19 protein-coding genes are annotated in these 18,925 nt (G+C 40.9%); 12 read left to right on the forward strand and 7 right to left on the reverse strand.

From position 1 onward, the window contains the following. Positions 1-24 precede the first annotated feature (24 nt). Complete coding sequence (locus PISS_RS02255; protein ID WP_016899542.1) at positions 25-924, forward strand: LysR family transcriptional regulator; 900 nt, start codon at positions 25-27, stop codon at positions 922-924. Beyond that, on the forward strand, positions 866-1,297 hold the full coding sequence (locus PISS_RS02260; protein WP_257720498.1) for a type I restriction enzyme endonuclease domain-containing protein: 432 nt from the start codon (positions 866-868) through the stop codon (positions 1,295-1,297). Before PISS_RS02255 ends, PISS_RS02260 begins: the two co-directional genes overlap by 59 nt. Before the next feature lie 67 nt (positions 1,298-1,364). Here PISS_RS02260 and PISS_RS02265 read toward each other — a convergent pair whose 3' ends face one another. The 7 genes from PISS_RS02265 to PISS_RS02290 form a co-directional block, all read right to left on the reverse strand. After that, entirely contained in the window at positions 1,365-2,318 is a 954-nt protein-coding gene (locus tag PISS_RS02265) for an alcohol dehydrogenase catalytic domain-containing protein (protein ID WP_058154127.1), read from the reverse strand. A gap of 1 nt (position 2,319) precedes the next feature. Beyond that, on the reverse strand, positions 2,320-3,138 hold the full coding sequence (gene dkgB / locus PISS_RS02270; protein WP_058154128.1) for a 2,5-didehydrogluconate reductase DkgB: 819 nt from the start codon (positions 3,136-3,138) through the stop codon (positions 2,320-2,322). Positions 3,139-3,148: 10 nt separating this feature from the next. Beyond that, entirely contained in the window at positions 3,149-4,063 is a 915-nt protein-coding gene (locus tag PISS_RS02275) for a TIGR03571 family LLM class oxidoreductase (RefSeq protein ID WP_058154129.1), read from the reverse strand. 37 nt (positions 4,064-4,100) lie between these two features. After that, entirely contained in the window at positions 4,101-5,276 is a 1,176-nt protein-coding gene (locus tag PISS_RS02280) for an MFS transporter (protein ID WP_058154130.1), read from the reverse strand. A gap of 300 nt (positions 5,277-5,576) precedes the next feature. Further along, positions 5,577-6,239, reverse strand: a complete 663-nt coding sequence (locus tag PISS_RS18985; protein ID WP_335337941.1) for a cyclase family protein — start codon at positions 6,237-6,239, stop codon at positions 5,577-5,579. Next, complete coding sequence (locus PISS_RS18990; protein ID WP_232311333.1) at positions 6,182-6,517, reverse strand: hypothetical protein; 336 nt, start codon at positions 6,515-6,517, stop codon at positions 6,182-6,184. Before PISS_RS18990 ends, PISS_RS18985 begins: the two co-directional genes overlap by 58 nt. 441 nt (positions 6,518-6,958) lie before the next feature. After that, a protein-coding gene (locus PISS_RS02290; RefSeq protein WP_096040824.1) for an IS3 family transposase occupies positions 6,959-8,109 on the reverse strand; the annotation gives its coding sequence in 2 pieces (ribosomal slippage) (positions 6,959-7,839 and positions 7,839-8,109; 1,152 coding nt in all). 264 nt (positions 8,110-8,373) lie between these two features. Between PISS_RS02290 and trmJ the strand changes: the two genes are divergently transcribed. The 10 genes from trmJ (at position 8,374) to PISS_RS02340 (ending at position 18,921) form a co-directional block, all read left to right on the forward strand. Further along, positions 8,374-9,099, forward strand: coding sequence for a tRNA (cytosine(32)/uridine(32)-2'-O)-methyltransferase TrmJ (gene trmJ / locus PISS_RS02295; protein ID WP_013463999.1), 726 nt, complete (start codon positions 8,374-8,376; stop codon positions 9,097-9,099). 202 nt (positions 9,100-9,301) lie between these two features. Continuing rightward, a complete protein-coding gene (iscR, locus tag PISS_RS02300; protein WP_008113921.1) occupies positions 9,302-9,793 on the forward strand; it encodes a Fe-S cluster assembly transcriptional regulator IscR in 492 nt (163 codons plus the stop codon). 24 nt (positions 9,794-9,817) lie between these two features. After that, positions 9,818-11,035, forward strand: a complete 1,218-nt coding sequence (locus PISS_RS02305; protein ID WP_008113922.1) for an IscS subfamily cysteine desulfurase — start codon at positions 9,818-9,820, stop codon at positions 11,033-11,035. Positions 11,036-11,075: 40 nt separating this feature from the next. Further along, positions 11,076-11,459: a Fe-S cluster assembly scaffold IscU gene (gene iscU, locus PISS_RS02310; RefSeq protein WP_008113923.1), complete on the forward strand. Its 384-nt coding sequence runs from the start codon at positions 11,076-11,078 to the stop codon at positions 11,457-11,459. A gap of 9 nt (positions 11,460-11,468) precedes the next feature. Continuing rightward, the gene (gene iscA, locus PISS_RS02315) at positions 11,469-11,792 is read left to right on the forward strand and encodes an iron-sulfur cluster assembly protein IscA (protein ID WP_008113924.1); all 324 of its coding nucleotides are present in this window, start codon (positions 11,469-11,471) and stop codon (positions 11,790-11,792) included. 70 nt (positions 11,793-11,862) lie between these two features. Then, on the forward strand, positions 11,863-12,390 hold the full coding sequence (gene hscB, locus PISS_RS02320) for a co-chaperone HscB (RefSeq protein ID WP_008113925.1): 528 nt from the start codon (positions 11,863-11,865) through the stop codon (positions 12,388-12,390). A gap of 41 nt (positions 12,391-12,431) precedes the next feature. Further along, positions 12,432-14,294: a Fe-S protein assembly chaperone HscA gene (hscA, locus tag PISS_RS02325; RefSeq protein WP_024602640.1), complete on the forward strand. Its 1,863-nt coding sequence runs from the start codon at positions 12,432-12,434 to the stop codon at positions 14,292-14,294. Positions 14,295-14,305: 11 nt separating this feature from the next. Further along, positions 14,306-14,644 (forward strand): ISC system 2Fe-2S type ferredoxin, encoded by a 339-nt coding sequence (fdx, locus tag PISS_RS02330; RefSeq protein WP_008113929.1) that lies wholly within the window; start codon positions 14,306-14,308, stop codon positions 14,642-14,644. Between the two features lie 834 nt (positions 14,645-15,478). Then, positions 15,479-16,906: an NAD-dependent succinate-semialdehyde dehydrogenase gene (locus PISS_RS02335; protein WP_058154132.1), complete on the forward strand. Its 1,428-nt coding sequence runs from the start codon at positions 15,479-15,481 to the stop codon at positions 16,904-16,906. Positions 16,907-17,379: 473 nt separating this feature from the next. Beyond that, positions 17,380-18,921, forward strand: a complete 1,542-nt coding sequence (locus PISS_RS02340; RefSeq protein WP_058154133.1) for a methyl-accepting chemotaxis protein — start codon at positions 17,380-17,382, stop codon at positions 18,919-18,921. The last annotated feature ends 4 nt before the right edge of the window (positions 18,922-18,925 follow it).

Consider the following 18,925-nt stretch of genomic DNA (forward strand, 5'->3'; position numbering starts at 1 on the left):
ATTATATTTGAATTATTATCAACAATGAAAGCTACTTTAGACGAATTAAATACCTTTGTTGCGGTAATTGATTGTGGAACCATTAGTCACGCCGCTGATAAGTTAGACTTAACAGTTTCTGCAGTAAGCCGGAGTTTATCTAGGCTTGAAGAAAAGTTAGGTACAACATTGATAAGTAGAACAACACGCAAAATGGAGCTAACGATTGAAGGACAAGCCTATCTAGAAAAAGTTAGAAAAATCCTCGATGATATCAATGAGGCTGAAGAAATGTTGGCTTTAAAAAAAGGGATGCCTTCAGGTAGGTTACGTGTAGATGCAGCAACACCATTTATGCTAAATGTTATCGCACCTCTAATTAAAGAGTTCGTTCACAAATATCCCCACATACAATTAGAGCTCAACAATAATGATCAAGTAATAGATCTTTTAGAAAAGCGCACTGATGTCGCAATTCGTATTGGTGAGTTACAAGATTCGACACTGCACGCTGCGCTTATAGCCAAAAGTCAAATACGCATTTTAGCAAGCCCAAATTACCTTAGCCGGCATGGTGTACCAACCTCAATCCAGGATTTAAAAAACCATTCTCTAATTGGTTTCAGCAATCTAGAAAAATTAAACTACTGGCCTATATTAGATTCCGAAAAAAAGCTATTTCATGTGAACACTAATATAAAAGCCTCAAGCGGAGAAACAGTAAAAAAACTTGCACTAGATGGAGTTGGTATTGCTTGTTTGTCAGATTTTATGACAGCAACAGAAAGACAAAACTCAGAATTAGTTCAACTTTTTGCTGATGTGACAATTGAGTCTATGCAATCAATTAACGCTGTATATTACAAGAATTCCGTAGTGTCTAGTCGTGTTAGCTCTTTCATTAACTTTCTTAAAGAGAGGCTTAATACTCAGTTGTTTTTGTAAAGCAGCTTTAAACTTAATAGAAAGCATGGTTGATATGATTTACAGCGTACGCGACGAAATGAACGCCGGCGATGAGCTAGGTATTGATATTGAAGAAAAAGGCTTTTACGACGCCCTAAAAATGTTAGCGGTTAAGTACGACTTTGACTACCCCGAAGATAAGCTCATTGAGCTTGCCCAAGCGGTAAAAGTAATTGTAGACGACAAGGTAAAATTTGTAGATTGGAACCACCGCGACGATATTAAATCAGCTTTAAAAGTAGAGCTGATTTTAATACTCGCTAAATTTAAATACCCACCAATGAGCCGCGATGAAGTGTACAAAGAAATATTTGAGCAAGCGCAAAATGTGAAAGCGAATAAAAAAGTTTAAATTACTAGGCTTAGTTTGGATGTGATTTATGGAGTTCGCGATTTAAAGCGAGCTCCATAAACAAGCGTTATAACGCACTTTGGCTAACTACGGTTTTAGCGTTTGATTGTTCACTAAAAATAAGTGCCTCATTAAGTTTTTCAAATGGAAATACTTTCGGTGTATCAGTGATTAGAGTTTGGTTATCTAACTGGTTTATTAATGCCTCACCCTCTTTTATGAGTTCAGCCCAGTCTTGCTCATCGCCATAGTTGTGCAACGCGCCAAGAGCAACTTCATGATAAGAGATTGAGTTGGTAAATGCAGGAAACAGCGGTTCCTCAATTCTATCCTGAATACAGACTAAGTGGCCGTTAGCTTTAAGGTAGCATGCAAGTTTAGTAGCACTTTGTTGGCCTTTAGCATCAAATACGGCGTGGTATTGTTGCTGGCATTGGCTTTGCTCCCTCAGTACTTTATTTACACCAAGTGATAAGGCCTCTGTTTTATTCGCACTTGGGCTGAGTAAATCGATTTTAACGCCATTTTTATGAAGCAGCTGTATAAGGATTTTGGTGACTGCACCAAAACCAGAGACCAACACCTTTTTATTTTGCATGCTTGGCAATTTATTAAATGCCTGTATTGCAGTGAGCATGGGGCACGGTAAGCTTGCAGCTTTAGATAAAGAAAAGCTTTGCGGGAGTCTCATTACTCGTTGAAATTTTAACACTGTGTATGTTGCAAAACTGCCAGGTAAAAGCAGCGATTGATGATAACAAACCGAGCTGCCTATAAACTCTTTAGGTACGCTTGCGCCTGTTTCAATAACAATTCCAGCGCCATCCACACCGGGTGTAAAACCGGGCGGCCAAGCTAGTGGATTGGCTTTTATAAATTTCCAATCAACAGGGTTTATACCCATTGCTTTATTTAAAACAACAATTTCATTTTCGTTTATGTTTAAAGGTGGCGCAATTGAAGATAGAAGCAGGGGTGAGCCTGCCTCTTCAAACTGCCACGCTAAATCGCAGCTGTTCATTTTAGTTATCCCACTGTGGAGAAAAGTCAGGTGATGCTTGGCGATCGTTTTTATTTAATTGATCAATTGCGGTTATTTCTTTAGCACTAAGTGTTAAATCAGGGCCAGCTAAATTTGTAATCAGATTACTTCTTTTAGTTGATGAAGGAATCGTTGTTAATCCATTCGCAAGTGCCCATGCAATAACAACCTCAGAAGGCGCCTTATTATGACTATTGGCAATCTCAATAATGGTTTTATCTTTGAGAACTTTACCAACAGCAAATGGCATATAACCTGTCACATGAATGTTATTTTCACTGCAAAATCCGCGTAATGACTCGTTTGTTAAGTAAGGGTGTACTTCTACTTGGTTAGTAAAAATTTCACCGTTAGGCAAAATAGCCATAGCCTGTTTAAGCAAATCAATAGTGAAATTTGATACGCCAATATTTTTAGCAAGGCCTAGCTCTTTAGCTTTAACTAGCTCACCTAAATATTCTTCCATCGGTTCATCGTTCTCTGGAGATGGCCAGTGTATCAATAACAAATCTACATAATCAGTTTGCAGTTTACTTAGGCTTTCTTTAACACTATCAATGAATGATGCTTTGTTTAAGTTAGCATTCCATACTTTTGTAGTAATAAAAATATCGGCTCTAGGTATGCCGCTGTCGCTAATAGCTTGGCCTACTTGCGCTTCGTTGCCATAAATTTGTGCAGTATCTATATGCTTATACCCAACTTCTAACGCCATTTTTACAGAGTTGTAAGCCACTTCGTCTTCTAAGCGAAAAGTACCCATACCTAATTTTGGCATAGTGTTTAAATTTATGTTCATTAGTTATCCTTTATTTATGAAAAACGGGTAAGACATTTTTTGCTATGTCTTCCATGCTTTGTTCGATATTTATTTCATTGCGTCTAAAATGAAGGCCAATATGATCTACGCCAGCAGCCTTCATGCTGTTTAGCTCTTTTATTAAGCCATTGACTCCGGTTCTAACCCCAAAGTGGTGTCTCTCAATGGGTGCGTCTGGGTTGTCTACAAAATCTAAATGAATAAAGCTTACATAAGGTTTGTCACCTGCAACGCTTCGCCATAGAGCTACACGTTTTACATGATCGTCAGGTGTACCTGGATACGCTAACCATCCATCGAGGTTTTCACCTATAAATTGCGGCGATTGTTGTGCAAGGCCTGCGGCGTAAATAGGGTATTGCGCTACTTGAGGGTATATTTTTTGCCCTGGTTGTAATTTAGAGTCAGACTCATCCTTTAACACCTCAATAGCTTCTCTAAAAAGCTGGCCACGAGCGGCGTAATCAACATTAAATAAAGGATATTCTGAGGGTCTATCACCACTTGCTACACCTAAAATTAAGCGGTTGTTGCTTAGCTCAGCCATTGTGTTCGCTGATTTTTTCACAAGCCAAGGCTGTCTTAATGGCAGAACAATAGCCGCAGTACCTAGTAAAATATTGTTTGTAATACCCGCTAGGTAGCCTAAGTATGTAAACGCTTCAAATACTTGTGCAGCATCGCCAAAGTTAGGGTCGTACAGTGGCACGTCTCTTACCCATGCAGTACTAAAGCCAAGCTCATCGGCTAATATAATGCGCTCTTTATGCTGTGACATATCAGGCACACCAAAAGGCTTGCCTTCTTTAATTCGTTTTTGTTGGCCATCTCTTGACCAGTCATTGTCTAGTGGCAGTTCAACACCAATTGAAAAGCCCAAGTTTTTTAATTTATCAATAGTCATAATCAGCCTCTTTCGAAGAAAAAATTCGGGATTAAATTTAAATAGCTTTCACTTGTTCGCGTGAATCTAGAAAACCCGATAGTCGTGTTAATACAATGGCAAATATAACAATTGATGCGCCCACCCAAGGGGTGTCCATTAACTCCATGTCTTCTACAACAACACCGCCAATGATTGAGCCAATTGCAATACCGACATTAAAGGCCGCTATATTTAAACCTGATGCAACATCTACAGCATTAGGCGTATGTTTTTGTGCTAGCTGCACAACATAGACTTGCAGACCTGGTACGTTACCAAAAGCGAAGGCGCCCCAGATAAGTAGTGTTAAAACAGCGCCAATTTGATTACCAGCTGTAAATGTAAATACAAAAAGAATGATAGCGAGTGCGCTAAAAATACCTGTTAACGCTTTTACTGGCCCCATGCGGTCAGCTAGTTTTCCACCCCAAATATTGCCTATTGCTACTGAAACTCCATAAACAAGCATAATTAAGCCAATTGAACTGGATTCGAAACCAGAAACCTGCTCTAAAATTGGGGCTAAATAGGTAAAGGCTACGAAAGTGCCGCCGTAGCCAACAGCTGTAATAGCGTAAACTAAAAGTAATCTAGGCTGTGTTAGCACTTTTAGTTGCTCTGAGATTTTTGCCGGTACCGCTTTTTTTAAGTTTGATGGTACAAGAATCGCGCTACCAATAAGTGCGATTAAGCCCAATATAGAAACGATTAAAAATGTTGCTCTCCAGCCCAGCTCTTGCCCAATCCACGTACCTAAAGGCACACCGGTCACTAAGGCTACGGTTAAGCCTGTAAACATGATTGCGATTGCGCTGGCTTCTTTTTCTTTAGCAACTAAGCTCGTTGCAATGGTTGAACCAATAGAGAAAAACACACCATGAGCCAATCCTGTTAGGATTCGGGCTACTATTAGGGTTTCATAACTTGGGGCTTGCCAAGCAAGTAGGTTACCTGCGACAAATAAAGCCATTAAAACTAATAAAACAGATTTACGATTCCAACGACCGGTTAATGCTGTTAGCACTGGCGCTCCAATAGCGACACCGAGTGCGTATAAGCTGACTAATAAGCCTGCTGATGGTAGTGAAACACCTAAGTCTGCTGCAATAGTTGGTACTAAGCCAACAATTACAAACTCAGTTGTTCCTATAGCGAATGCGCTTAGTGTAAGCGCCAATAATGCTAAAGGCATTTGTAGTTCCTCAAATAATTAATGTGGGGTAATTTTCATCTAATTTAAGGAGAAGAAACACAGCGTATTTCTCAAAACAATTTTGTTAAAAATGCAAAAGTAAAAATATTGGCTTGTTATTTTTAATATAATACGGGGCCCAGTAGTGGGTTTAATAGAACAATTAAAACGGCAGGTTTTATGCGGGTTCAGAGTATGGGGTATTGGCTAGTATAAATGGGGGAAGGGAAGCCACAAAAAAACGGCAAACAAGGAGTGGTTGACCTCGTTTGCCGTTAAATAACTATGCCTAAATGGGTGTTACAAAATAGCGATAGGGTTAATTTGCACCTGAGTAGAGCCTTCGTATAGAGGGTGGCCAAGTACGAACATAAATTCCCATGCTTGATCTTTTGCTAGGTCGTCACACAAAATGTTTTCAAGCACGTGCACGCCGTAATGAGTGGCCATCATTTGGTTTACAGGAAATGAAAGACTAGGGTCTTCATGCGGAACGGCTTCAGATGACCAGTTATCGGCACCTACTGCAATAACGCCTTTTTCGGCAAGGTACTGACCACCTTCAACATCAATACCTGGGCCGCCCGCAAGGTAACGTTCGTTATCTTTACCCATTAAGTCAGACCAACCGGTACAAAATAAAACAACATCGCCTTTCTGAATATCTACGCCTTGTTGTTTGGCTACTGCGTCAATTTCTTTTTTATTAAAGGTGGTACCTTCGCTCACTATATCTTGGTTAAAATAAGGACGCATATCTAATAATACACCACGAGAAACCATTGGTGGGACTTTCTCTAGACCGAGTTTTTTAACGCTTGTTACAGTCATAAAATCAGATACTTTATGGCCATTATAATGAACGTTGTCGCGGCCATAGTGCGCTAGGCCATTAATTTGAGAGCCTACACCAGTCCAGCCAATAATTTGGTCATCGACATAAGTAAATCTATTGTACCAAATGTTTTAGGTTCAGGCTGCGACGTATGAACTTCAAAGTAACGGTGACGAAACGCTGGGGTATCTTTATTTACCGCCATGCCTAAACCGTACACTTTACCTTGTTTTATTAATTTTGATGCTGTTAATACAGAGCTTGGAGTAATGTAATTCATTGCGCCAATTTCATCATCGGCCCCCCACTTTGAAGTAGGTACTTGATCGGCCGCGTTAACACCAGCAGAAAGTGTAAGTACTGCACTTAGAGCAGTGGCTATTTTCAATTTTTTATGTGCTTTCATATTGCTATTACCTTGTATTTAATTTTAGAGGTGCAAAGCATATTTGCTATGACGTGGCCTACTATATTTAAAACAACGTGAATAATTGATAGTTGAAAACACAAAACTCTTTTTCACTTTTTGCAATTAACGAGCATATTAAATAATAGTGAATACACCTAATTAAAGCTTATGTAATCACTGTAAATAAGAATTAGTTTAATTTTATTATTTCATTTTTAACAAAATAGATTTAACAACAATAGCGTTTTTAACATTTGGAAACCCTTACATAATCTCCTTGCTTTAAAAAAGAGGGCTCACTATAGAGCTTTCTAAATAATTAATTTAGGAGATACACAATGAAAATGAAAAAACACGTACTTGCTATTGCTGCAATCGTTTCAGCCTCACTCAGCTCTGCATCTGTAATGGCAGCAGATTTTGTTCTGCACAACTAAATCAGGACACTTTTTTTAAGGAACTTTGCTCATACTTTACTGGCGATAGATCACCATGAGCAGTATGAAGTCGCTCTAAGTTGTAATAGCGCATATACGCTGCCACATCATTTCTCATATGCTCACGAGTTGGTTGCGGAACTTTCAACAGCCAATCATGTTTTAAGCTGCCGAAGAATCGTTCAACAACCGCATTATCCCAACACGCACCGACATCGCCCATACTGGCTCTGAAGCCATAACTCCATAGTAATTGTCGATATTGTTTACTGGTGTACTGTGAACCTCTATCACTGTGAAAAACCAAGCTTTTTGGTGGCTGCCGTAAGTTATAAGCTTTCATCATCGCCTTGCTAACTAAGTCAGTCGTCATGCGTTTATCAATATGCCAACCAACAATACGACGTGAATATAAGTCCATGACGATAGCCAGATACATCCAACCTTCGCCAGTTCTTAGATAAGTCACATCACCAGCCCACACCTGATTTGGCGCAATAGGATTAAAGTTCTGATTCAAAAGATTATCAGCAACGGCATCACTGTGTTTACGCTTGGTTGTTACCTTGTATGCCACTCGTTGAGTAACGACTAAACCAAGTGTTGCCATTAATTTCTGAACGACATAATCACTGACGCTAAAGCCCTCACTGCGTAACTTCTTTCTAAGCTCTCGGTAGCCTAAGCTATTTCTGCTTTTCTTGAAGAAATACTTGGCCTTTCGATATAAATTAAGCTGCTCTACAGTAATTACTTTTGCTGGCCGCTTAAGCCAAGCATAATAAGCACTGCGGCTTACTTTCATCACTTTGCAGAGCTTAACCACGGGAAACACCGAGGATAACTGCTTAATCGTTTTAAACGTTACTTGGTTTCTTTTAGCAGGAGGGCGCTGGCCTTTTTTAAAATTTCTTTTTCCATCCTTAGCTCTTTATTTTCCTTGCGAAGCCTTAACAGCTCAGCCCGCTCATCAGCATTCAAACTGGCACCAGATTGTTCTGCTTCAACTTTAGCTTTCCAGTTATAAAGTAATTTATCTGTGATACCTAAAGACGCTGCTGCCTTAGGTACGCTGTAACCTTGCTCGGTTACCAATGCCACAGCTTCTTGTTTAAATTCTGCTGTGTAACTTCTGTTTGTTCGTTTTGTCATTTAACACCTCAATAATTGGATTATATTCCATTATTAAAGTGTCCTGTTTGATTAAAGCAGATCAGGGTTAGGTGATGAATAAATAAATGACGAATTGCTTTTTAATTAATCCCAAACACAATCCTGCCGAACCCCGAGAACCCCGAACCCCGAACCCCGAACCCCGAACTGATCTTTTAGATCTCGACTATTGAATATAGGATCTCAGCGCGTTTTCATGCTAGAATTTGCGCAATTTTTTTGTACTCGATAAGTAGCACTGTAATGATCTTAGATGATATTCGCATCGTTTTAGTTAACACATCACACTCTGGTAACATTGGTTCAGCGGCGCGCGCCATGAAAACCATGGGATTATCAAAGTTATACCTTGTCGATCCAGCCTGTGAAATAGACAGTCATGCTAGTGCGCTTGCTGCAGGTGCGACTGATGTACTAGGTAATGCTGTTATTGTTGATAGCGTTGCAGATGCGATTGCTGACTGTGCATTAACGATTGGTACTAGCGCCCGCTCGCGTACATTGTCGTGGCCTATGGTAGAGCCGAGAGAATGTGGTGAAAAGCTTGTTGGCGAAGCCGTAAACGGCCCTGTGGCGCTTGTGTTTGGCCGTGAAAACAGTGGCTTAACTAATGAAGAATTACAACTGTGTAATTACCATGTGTGTATTCCTGCTAACCCAGAATACAGCTCACTTAATTTAGCCATGGCTGTGCAAACCTTATGTTATGAAACGCGTATGGCGTTTTTAAATCAGCAACCTAAGGCTGTTCAAGAAGAAGACGACACCCTATACCCATCGTCTAAACAAACAGAACTGTTTTACGAACATCTTGAAGACACTTTGTTTAAAACAGGCTTCATCATTAAGCAGCATCCAGGCATGGTAATGACTAAGCTACGTCGCTTGTTTAATCGTGCTCGCCCTGAAGATGCTGAAATGAACATATTACGAGGTATTCTTACCTCAATTAATAAGTCTATAAAATAGCAATTAGTTATAAATAGCGCCCTTTATTGCTCTACTAATACTTGACTAAATTACTCAGGTAATTACAATAGACCCAATACTTGACCAAAACAGTCGGGTATTACAAGTTTATCGGCTGGCATTCGAGGCTAGCCAATCAGGATAATACTTGACTAATCTACTCTGGTAATTAAAATTTGCACTCTTTTGTGCGGGGGGCGTTATGAAGTTAACATCAAAAGGCAGATACGCCGTTACAGCCATGCTGGATGTTGCACTACATGCAAATATAGGCCCTGTAGCGCTTGCAGATATTTCGCAGCGCCAAGAAATTTCTTTGTCTTATCTTGAGCAGTTGTTTGCCCGTTTACGTAAGAATGGGCTAGTGAGTTCTGTTCGAGGTCCTGGTGGGGGCTATTTACTAGGACGTGAGGCTGACGTAATTTCAGTTGGCGATGTTATCAATGCGGTAGATGAATCTGTTGACGCTACACGGTGTCAGCGAAGCAATACTGGTTGTCAAAGTGGTATGCGTTGTTTAACCCATACATTGTGGTCAGACTTAAGCGCACGAATTGAAGAATTTTTAAATAATATTACCTTAGCTGAACTGGTCGAAAAGTCGGACGTTAAAGCGGTCGCTCTTCGCCAAGAAAACAGCGTTAATGATGCAATTAAGCAGTTGGAAAATATTCAAGTAAGCTGTCAACTTTAAGGTTGACCTGCAGCGGAGAGAGAAATGAAGTTACCGATTTATTTAGATTACGCAGCAACTACGCCCGTTGACGAACGAGTTGCCAAAGAAATGATGCAGTGCCTGACTATGGACGGTAATTTTGGTAATCCAGCATCGCGTTCACACCGTTTTGGTTGGCAAGCTGAAGAAGTCGTTGACCAAGCACGTACTGACATTGCTGATTTAATTAATGCAGACCCACGTGAAATTGTATTCACATCGGGTGCAACAGAATCAAATAACCTTGCTATTAAAGGTGCAGCTCAGTTTTACAAGAAAAAAGGTAAGCATGTTATTACCGCTAAAACTGAACACAAAGCCGTTATCGACACATGTCGTGAACTTGAGCGTCAAGGGTTTGAAGTAACCTACATGGACGTTGAAGAAAACGGCCTACTTGATCTGCAAAAATTAGCAGATACGATGCGTGACGACACCGTGCTTGTAAGTATCATGCATGTAAATAACGAGCTAGGTGTAATCCAAGACATCAATACTATTGGTGAAATGTGTCGCGAACGTAAAATTATGTTCCACGTAGATGCGGCACAAAGCGCGGGTAAAGTTTTAATCGATGTGCAACAAACCAAAGTAGATTTTATGTCATTCTCGGCGCACAAAGTATACGGCCCTAAAGGCGTAGGTGCTTTGTATGTTCGTCGTAAACCACGTGCACGTTTAGAAGCACAAATGCATGGTGGCGGCCATGAACGTGGCATGCGTTCTGGTACATTAGCAACTCATCAATTAGTGGGTATGGGTGCAGCATTTAGAATTGCAAAACAAGATTTTGAAAAAGATCACGCACACATCAGTGCGTTGCGTAAACGCCTAATCGACGGCATTTTAACGGATATGGACGAAGTGTACTTTAACGGCACGCAAGACCAATCAGTACCTGGTATTGTCAACATTAGCTTTAACTTTGTTGAAGGTGAGTCGTTATTAATGGCTGTTAAAGATATTGCGGTATCGTCAGGTTCAGCCTGTACATCTGCAAGTTTAGAGCCTTCTTACGTATTACGTGCATTAGGTCGCAACGACGAGCTAGCGCACAGCTCGATTCGTTTTAGTATTGGCCGTTTTACCACCGAAGAAGAGATTGATTACACCGTTGAGCTAATGAAAAACTCGATTGGCCGTTTACGTGAAATGTCTCCTCTTTGGGAAATGCACCAAGAAGGTGTTGATTTAGATTCAGTTGAATGGGCGCACCACTAATTAGTGGAGCCCATACCTAGCAGGTAGTGAGGATAGAATTATGGCTTACAGTGATAAAGTAATCGACCACGTAGAAAACCCACGTAACGTAGGTGCTCTAGACAAAAATGATCCGTCAGTGGCAACGGGTATGGTAGGCGCACCAGCATGTGGTGACGTAATGAAATTGCAAATTAAAGTATCGGCGGAAGGCGTTATTGAAGATGCAAAATTCAAAACGTACGGCTGTGGTAGCGCAATTGCTTCATCTTCGCTGGTAACAGAGTGGGTTAAAGGCAAAACATTAGACGAAGCTGCGACTATCAAAAATACCGATATCAGCGCAGAGCTAGAATTACCACCAGTGAAAATTCACTGCTCAATTTTAGCCGAAGATGCAATTCAAGCAGCAATTGCAGATTATAAAAGCAAACATACAAACTAAGAGATATTCATGGCAGTGACATTGACAGATGCGGCAGCAAACCGCGTACAATCATTTTTAGCAAACCGTGGTAAAGGCATTGGCCTGCGAGTTGGCATTAAAACGACGGGCTGTTCAGGTCTTGCTTATGTTCTAGAGTTTGTTGATGAGCTAAACGATGACGATGAAACATTTGCGGCCAAAGGCGTTACCTTAATTGTTGACGCTAAAAGCTTAGTTTATATCGACGGCACCGAGCTCGACTACACTAAAGAAGGTTTAAATGAAGGGTTTAAATTTAATAACCCTAACCAAGCTGATGAGTGTGGCTGTGGCGAAAGCTTTACCGTTTAAGCTCAAACTTGTTTTAAGATATAAATAAGCCCTGCCAGTTAATGTAGGGCTTTGTCATTTGTGAGAAGTTATGCGTTATTTTGAGTTATTTGCAATACCGGTTGACTACAATATTGACTTAGCAATGATCAACAAGCACTACTTAGAACTTCAACGTGCTGTACACCCTGATCGCCATGCTAATGCCAGCAGTCGTGATAAATTAATGGCCGTACAAAGTACCGCTGAAATTAACGACGCATTACAAACACTTAAGCATCCGGTTAAACGTGCTGAATATATGTTGAGTGAGCTGGGCGTTGATATTCGCGCTGAGCAGCAAACACTGCAAGATCCCATGTTCTTGATGCAACAAATGGAACTGCGCGAAGAGCTTGAAGAACTTCCCTCTGCAAGTGATCCAGATATCGCTATTGCTAATTTTGAGTCGCAAATAAAGCAATTAAAAGCCCAGTATAGCAACGAATTAGCTGAGCAACTTGCAAGCAACGATGAGCAACAATATCAACACGCTGCTGACAACATTCGCAAATTAAAATTTGTATATAAGTTACAAGACGAACTTGAACGCATTGAAGACAGTTTATTTGACGATTAATTACTTGCTGCAAAGCGAGCAACACGAGTTTAAAGAGCATTATGGCATTATTGCAAATTGCTGAGCCGGGGCAGAGCGCGGCACCACATGAACACAAATTAGCCATTGGAATTGATTTAGGCACTACAAATTCATTAGTGGCAACCGTACAAAGCGGCGAAGCACGCACTATTACTGATGAGTCAGGCGAAGCGATGTTACCCTCAGTGGTTCGTTATCAAGCTGGCGGCATTACCGTGGGTAATGATGCAATGCAAGCAGCTACACTCGATCCGGTTAATACACTTATTTCAGTGAAGCGCTTTTTAGGTAAAACGCAAACCGAAATAGAACAAAGCTATGGCCAACTGCCTTATCAGTTTTGCGATGATGATGGTGCATTGGCTATCGAAACGGCTGCGGGAAAGATCAGCCCAGTTAAAGCCTCAAGTCATATTTTAAATGCATTAAAAGTACGCGCTGAGCAAAGCTTTGGTAATCAAGATATTTTAGGGGCAGTGATTACGGTACCAGCCTATTTTGATGATGCACAGCGTCAAAGCACCAAAGATGCGGCTGAGCTTGCCGGTATTAATGTACTGCGCTTACTAAACGAGCCTACTGCCGCTGCCGTTGCTTACGGTTTAGATTCGGGGCAAGAAGGTATTATCGCCGTTTATGATTTAGGGGGCGGTACTTTTGATATTTCTATTCTGCGTCTTAATAAAGGCGTGTTTGAAGTGCTGGCCACCGGTGGCGATTCAAGCCTAGGCGGCGACGACTTTGACTCATTATTAGTTGATTATCTAAAACAAGAAACCGGCGTGACAGGCTTATCTCCTTCGGTATTACGCTTATTCATTAATAAAGCCAAAGCCTGTAAAGAAGCACTCAGCCAATACGAAAAAGTGAATGTTGGCCTTGAGTTTGACGATGAAAAATACATGGTTGAAGTAACGCGAGAAAAATTTAATGAGCTCGCTATGCCACTGGTTAAAAAAACGCTCCGCTCATGTCGTCGTGCAGTAAAAGATGCCGGTATTGAAAACCAAGAAGTATTACAAGTTGTAATGGTTGGCGGTTCAACCCGCATGCCGTTGGTTCGTACTCAAGTTGGCGAGTTTTTTGATAAACAGCCACTCACTTCAATTGACCCTGATCGTGTTGTTGCACTTGGTGCTGCGCTTCAAGCTGACGTATTGATTGGTAACAAGCCAGATTCAGACATGTTATTACTTGATGTGTTACCGTTGTCGTTAGGCCTTGAAACAATGGGTGGCTTGGTTGAAAAAATCATTCCACGCAATACCACGATTCCGGTTGCGCGTGCGCAAGAATTTACTACGTTTAAAGATGGTCAAACGGCTATGTCGTTGCATGTTTTACAAGGTGAACGTGAACTGGTTGACGATTGTCGATCGCTGGCTAAATTTAGCTTAAAAGGCATTCCTCCTATGGCGGCGGGGGCGGCGCATATTCGCGTTACCTTTAAAGTAGACGCTGATGGTTTATTAAGCGTGTCGGCAATGGAAAAATCAACGGGTGTTCAAGCAGAAATACAAGTAAAACCGTCGTTTGGTTTGTCTGACGACCAAGTTGCTAATATGCTTAAAGAGTCGATGAGTAACGCTAAAGGCGATATGCAAGCGCGTATGCTTAAAGAGCAACAAGTTGAAGCGCTTCGTGTAATAGAAGCGATGGAAGCCTCATTAGCTGCTGATGGCGATTTACTTGAGCCTGAGCAATTAGCGACGCTAAAAGTGGAAATAAGCGAACTTGCGAAAGTACGCGAGAGTGCGCAAGAGCCAAGCGAAATTAAAGCGGCCATTGAAAAAATGGATAATGCGAGCAGTGATTTTGCCGCGCGCAGAATGGACGCGTCAATTAAAAAAGCCTTAACGGGTCAGTCAGTAGACAATATATAAGAGAGATTAGAATGCCACAAATTGTTTTTCTTCCCCATCCGGAGTTGTGTCCTGACGGTGCAGCAATAGAAGCGCCCGCTGGCGAAACGGTACTTGATATCGCGCTTAAAAATGGCATTAGCATTCCTCATGCCTGTGAAAAATCATGTGCATGTACAACGTGTCATTTAGTGATCCGTGAAGGTTTTGACTCATTAGATGAAAGTGATGATCTAGAAGATGACATGCTAGATAAAGCATGGGGTTTAGAGCCTGAATCGCGCTTAGGTTGCCAAGCAATTATTAGAGATGAAGACTTAGTGGTTGAAATACCTAAGTACAATCTCAATATCGTTAATGAAGAACACTAGTTTTTAATTAATGAATATCATATTAAAAGCCGCTGTTTGATACAGCGGCTTTTTTGTTTTAGGCGAAGATTTATGCCGCGCAGACAGATCTTTTGTAGACGTAGAGCTTTCTCAAGTTAGCCTTGCAGCGGCTCATTGTTTGATTTTTTAGTGATTTATTCACCACAGAGGGCACAGAGTTCACAGAGAAAGTGAGCAAAGGCAAAGGTTTAGTGTTATTTACCTTAACCCCTCGGTGTAGCGCGAAGCGCCTTTGTATTCTCTGTGGTGTAAATATTTTGTAGGCGGGGCTTTACGCCGAGCAGAAGTAGCAGCGGGTTTACCCCGCGTCTTTTTTAAAGGTTAAAGGCGAAAGGTAAAGGGTTACGAGCGGCGGGCTGCGAGACGCGGGTAAATTAAAATAGCCTGTAGGCGCGGCTTTACGCCGCGCAAATGTGGTTAAAGGTAATAAAATTATGCACAAAGAGGTTAAGAGACGCTGCGCTTTTAGAGGAAGTGACAAAACAATTAATCACTCAGGCTAATGGTTAGTGTTTTCTCATTTTCTCCTCATTCACTTCTCTTTGTGCATATGCTTTTTAAAGCGGTTTTATTCCGCGTTTGTTAGTAATTTTATTTACCACAGAGATTACAGAGTGCGCAGAGGAAGTGAATAAATACAAAGGTTGAAGGTAAAGGGTTACGGGCGGCGGGTAAATTAAAATTAAAAAGTCTTGTAGCGTTAACCACAAGGCTTTTTTAATTTATCGAAGCCCGAAGCCCGAAGCCCGAAGCCCGAAGCCCGAAGCCCGAAGCCCGAAGCCCGAAGCCCAAAACCCATTTTGGAGGTATATTTTGAGTGATCTTATTTTTTCAGACTCGTTTATTAACGGTGAATTTTATCAAACTAGCTCACGCTTTAGCGTTGATGATCCGGCCACCGAACAAAGTATTGTTGATGTAAGTGATATTGACGAGCAAGGCGTAAAAAATGCCATAACAGCAGCGCAAGGCGCTTTTGTAAAATTAAAATCCACCAATGCGACCGAACGAAGTGACACCTTGATGCGTTGGTATGATCTAGTGATCAAGCACAAACAAACCCTTGCTACACTTATGACTAAAGAGCAGGGAAAGCCGCTTAAAGAATCGCTTGGTGAAATAGATTATGGGGCTGGCTTTATTAAGTGGTTTGCAGAAGAAGCTAAACGCAGCTACGGCGATGTGATCCCCGCCACCGATAACAGTCATCGTTTAACTAGCTTCAAGCAACCTATTGGCGTGGTAGCAGGTATTACGCCATGGAATTTTCCTGTTGCTATGGTGACTCGAAAAGTCGCGCCGGCTTATGCTGCGGGCTGTAGTTTTATACTCAAGCCTTCTGAGCACACACCATTATGTGCTATCGCTTTAGCTTATTTAGCTGATCAGGCTGGCTTTGTTAAAGGTGCATTTAATGTGCTTGTGTCACAAGATGCCAAAAAGGTGGGCAAAATGCTGACCGACTCAGAGGTGGTACGTAAGTTTACTTTTACTGGCTCTACCGGTGTAGGTAAGCAGTTACTCTCTCAATGTGCATCTACAATAAAGCGTACTTCAATGGAATTGGGGGGAAATGCCCCGTTTATAATATTTGATAATGCTGATATTGACGATGCGATTGATGGATTAATGGCGGCCAAATTTAGAAACTCAGGACAAGCTTGTGTTGCAGCAAATCGTATTTTTATTCAGCGTAATATATTAAATGACGTGCTTGAAAAAATTACACCCAAAGTCGCTGCGCTCAAAGTTGCGAACGGTTTTGATGAAAATGCCGACATAGGGCCGCTTATTTACCCCAAAGCAAAAGAGAAAGTGCAACAACTGATTAAAGACGCTCTTGATAAAGGCGCTACGCTAATTGGAGATAACAGCAATTTAGGTGGCAGTTTTCAAAACCCATTAATAGTCACCAATGTCACTACACAAATGGATATTTATCACGAAGAAGTGTTTGGTCCTGTATTAACGGTGATCCCATTTGATGAAGAAAGCGAAGTACTTGCGCTTGCTAATGACGTCCCTTATGGGTTAGCTGCGTACTTTTATAGCCAAAACATTAAACAAATCTATCGTATAAGCGAAGGGCTAGAGTTTGGCATGGTAGGTGTAAATGAGGGCGTTATATCAAACCCAGTTGCGCCGTTTGGTGGTGTAAAGCAATCAGGTCTTGGTCGTGAAGGCGGGCATCAGGGTTTAGATGAGTACTTAGAAGAAAAATACGTATGTATTAAGCTGTAATGATTAAGACTGTTCCGATGAGTTAATGGTTGTAAGATAAAACCCGGTTAAATGTTGCTAGATAATGGGCTAAATGTTACCTTTTTAATATATATTTTTCGTAACAAAATAGTAAAAAAATTTCTATAAGTAGAAATACCCCCGTGTGTAAATGCCACCATTTGGTGGCATTTTTTTTAGCCACTTTTTTGGCGAACCTTATCGCTTCGGTCTAAAATTACTCTATAAGCAGTGATTGGTGTTTAAACTTTGTATATAAGCTTAAAATAAAGTAATAACTATTCTCGTTTGTTTTTGTGAGTTTTTGTAACCTCATGTTTTTAAATGTATATTTTTACTAAGCTGAGGTGTAATATGAAGTTTCAGGCTCTTTTGAACTGTTAGAATATAGTAATAATGTATAATTGTGTTTTATACATTTATAAATTAACATCCCGCAAATTCACCCATTAAAAAATAATGAAGCACCCACTATGAGTAGAAGAAATCAAGCAACGGTAGACCAGGAAGTTTCGTTTGGCATTGACGAAGAATTAGTTTCTACAACAGATTTACGAGGGGTTATCACCTATGCAAATGATAGCTTTTGTAAAGTTTCAGGGTATACCATCAATGAGTTAAAAGGGAAAAATCATAATATGGTTCGTCACCCAGATATGCCACCTGCGGCATTTGGTGATATGTGGTCTAATTTAAAAAGCGATACCGCATGGCGAGGAGCTGTAAAAAATAGATGTAAAGATGGGCGTTATTACTGGGTTGATGCATTTGTTACCCCTATTTACGAAAACGGTAAAAAAGTAGGTTATCAATCAGTTCGTCAACAACTCCTTCCAGAATATAAACACCGTGCAGAAAAGCTTTACCAACGTTTAAACAACGGTCAATCAATTACGCCTTTAAGTGAAAAATTAGCTGCATTTAAATTGCCTCTATTTATTGGGTGTGCCGCTTTAATTGCTTGGTTAACAAGTTACATGTTCTGGTTATGTTTGCTGTTTGTTCCTCTGCCTTTTGTTATTTTTTATGAAGAGTTAATTCGCTCGCAAAGCAAAATCAAAAAAACCAAGGCAGGCCCAGATAGCGTATCTCGGCATATTTATTCTGGTAGCGATAGCCTCAGCTATAGTGATTTTCGGATTAAATTACTTGAGGGTAAAGTAACGACCATTGTTGGGCGTATTATTGATGGCACTTTAAGCCTTAGCAAAGGAGCTGATTCGCTTAAAGTTTGTGCTGAAGCTGCGCAGGCTGGCGTTGAAAAAGAAGCATCTGAATTACATCAGGTATCGTCTGCGGTCGAAGAAATGGTGCATTCAATTGACGAGGTAGCAAAAAACACCTTAGTCACTAATCAACGAGTGCAACAAGCTCACCAAGATTGTGAGTCAGCAACGCAAGCCATGTCTGGGACAATGCGAGAGGTGTCGTTACTTGCAACTGAAGTTGATAACTCAGCAAGCTCTGCGAGTGAGTTAGCAACAGAGGCTGAAAAAATTGGTGGTATAATGCAAGAGATACAAGGGATTGCCGATCAAACAAATTTACTTGCACTCAATGCCGCTATTGAGGCTGCGCGTGCTGGTGAACATGGCCGAGGCTTCTCGGTTGTTGCTGATGAGGTACGTGCACTCTCAAGCAGAACGCATACCGCCACAGAGCAAATTCAAGTCTCAATATCTGAAATGCAATCTACGCTACTCAACTGGTCCAAAACAATGGAAGCGGGTAAACACGCTGCTGAAACATGTGTTAAAGAAACCCGTAATAGCCAAGATATCGTCTCAAAAGTCTATGCGGCAATTACAGATATTTCCGATTTAGCAACGCAAATATCAACCGCTGCGGAAGAGCAAAGTATGGTATCGCAAGAAATTAGCCGCAATATTTCCAATATTAGTAGTGCGTCTTCAGAAAATTTAGCCCAAGCGCATTGTGTAGGGGCAGAGTCTGATGCGATTGAAAAGCACTCTAAAGCATTAGCGTCATTAGGTCTTTCTTTCAAAGTAGGTTAGTAAA

It is taken from the genome of Pseudoalteromonas issachenkonii (assembly GCF_002310795.1).
GTDB lineage: Bacteria > Pseudomonadota > Gammaproteobacteria > Enterobacterales > Alteromonadaceae > Pseudoalteromonas > Pseudoalteromonas tetraodonis.

Coding starts and splice junctions, on each gene's coding strand:
- PISS_RS02255 (WP_016899542.1), top strand. CDS start 25: ATGAAAGCTACTTTAGACGAATTAAATACCTTTGTTGCGGTAATTGAT.
- PISS_RS02265 (WP_058154127.1), bottom strand. CDS start 2,318: ATGAACAGCTGCGATTTAGCGTGGCAGTTTGAAGAGGCAGGCTCACCC.
- dkgB (WP_058154128.1), bottom strand. CDS start 3,138: ATGAACATAAATTTAAACACTATGCCAAAATTAGGTATGGGTACTTTT.
- PISS_RS02275 (WP_058154129.1), bottom strand. CDS start 4,063: ATGACTATTGATAAATTAAAAAACTTGGGCTTTTCAATTGGTGTTGAA.
- PISS_RS02280 (WP_058154130.1), bottom strand. CDS start 5,276: ATGCCTTTAGCATTATTGGCGCTTACACTAAGCGCATTCGCTATAGGA.
- PISS_RS18990 (WP_232311333.1), bottom strand. CDS start 6,517: ATGAAAGCACATAAAAAATTGAAAATAGCCACTGCTCTAAGTGCAGTA.
- trmJ (WP_013463999.1), top strand. CDS start 8,374: ATGATCTTAGATGATATTCGCATCGTTTTAGTTAACACATCACACTCT.
- iscR (WP_008113921.1), top strand. CDS start 9,302: ATGAAGTTAACATCAAAAGGCAGATACGCCGTTACAGCCATGCTGGAT.
- PISS_RS02305 (WP_008113922.1), top strand. CDS start 9,818: ATGAAGTTACCGATTTATTTAGATTACGCAGCAACTACGCCCGTTGAC.
- iscU (WP_008113923.1), top strand. CDS start 11,076: ATGGCTTACAGTGATAAAGTAATCGACCACGTAGAAAACCCACGTAAC.
- iscA (WP_008113924.1), top strand. CDS start 11,469: ATGGCAGTGACATTGACAGATGCGGCAGCAAACCGCGTACAATCATTT.
- hscB (WP_008113925.1), top strand. CDS start 11,863: ATGCGTTATTTTGAGTTATTTGCAATACCGGTTGACTACAATATTGAC.
- hscA (WP_024602640.1), top strand. CDS start 12,432: ATGGCATTATTGCAAATTGCTGAGCCGGGGCAGAGCGCGGCACCACAT.
- fdx (WP_008113929.1), top strand. CDS start 14,306: ATGCCACAAATTGTTTTTCTTCCCCATCCGGAGTTGTGTCCTGACGGT.
- PISS_RS02340 (WP_058154133.1), top strand. CDS start 17,380: ATGAGTAGAAGAAATCAAGCAACGGTAGACCAGGAAGTTTCGTTTGGC.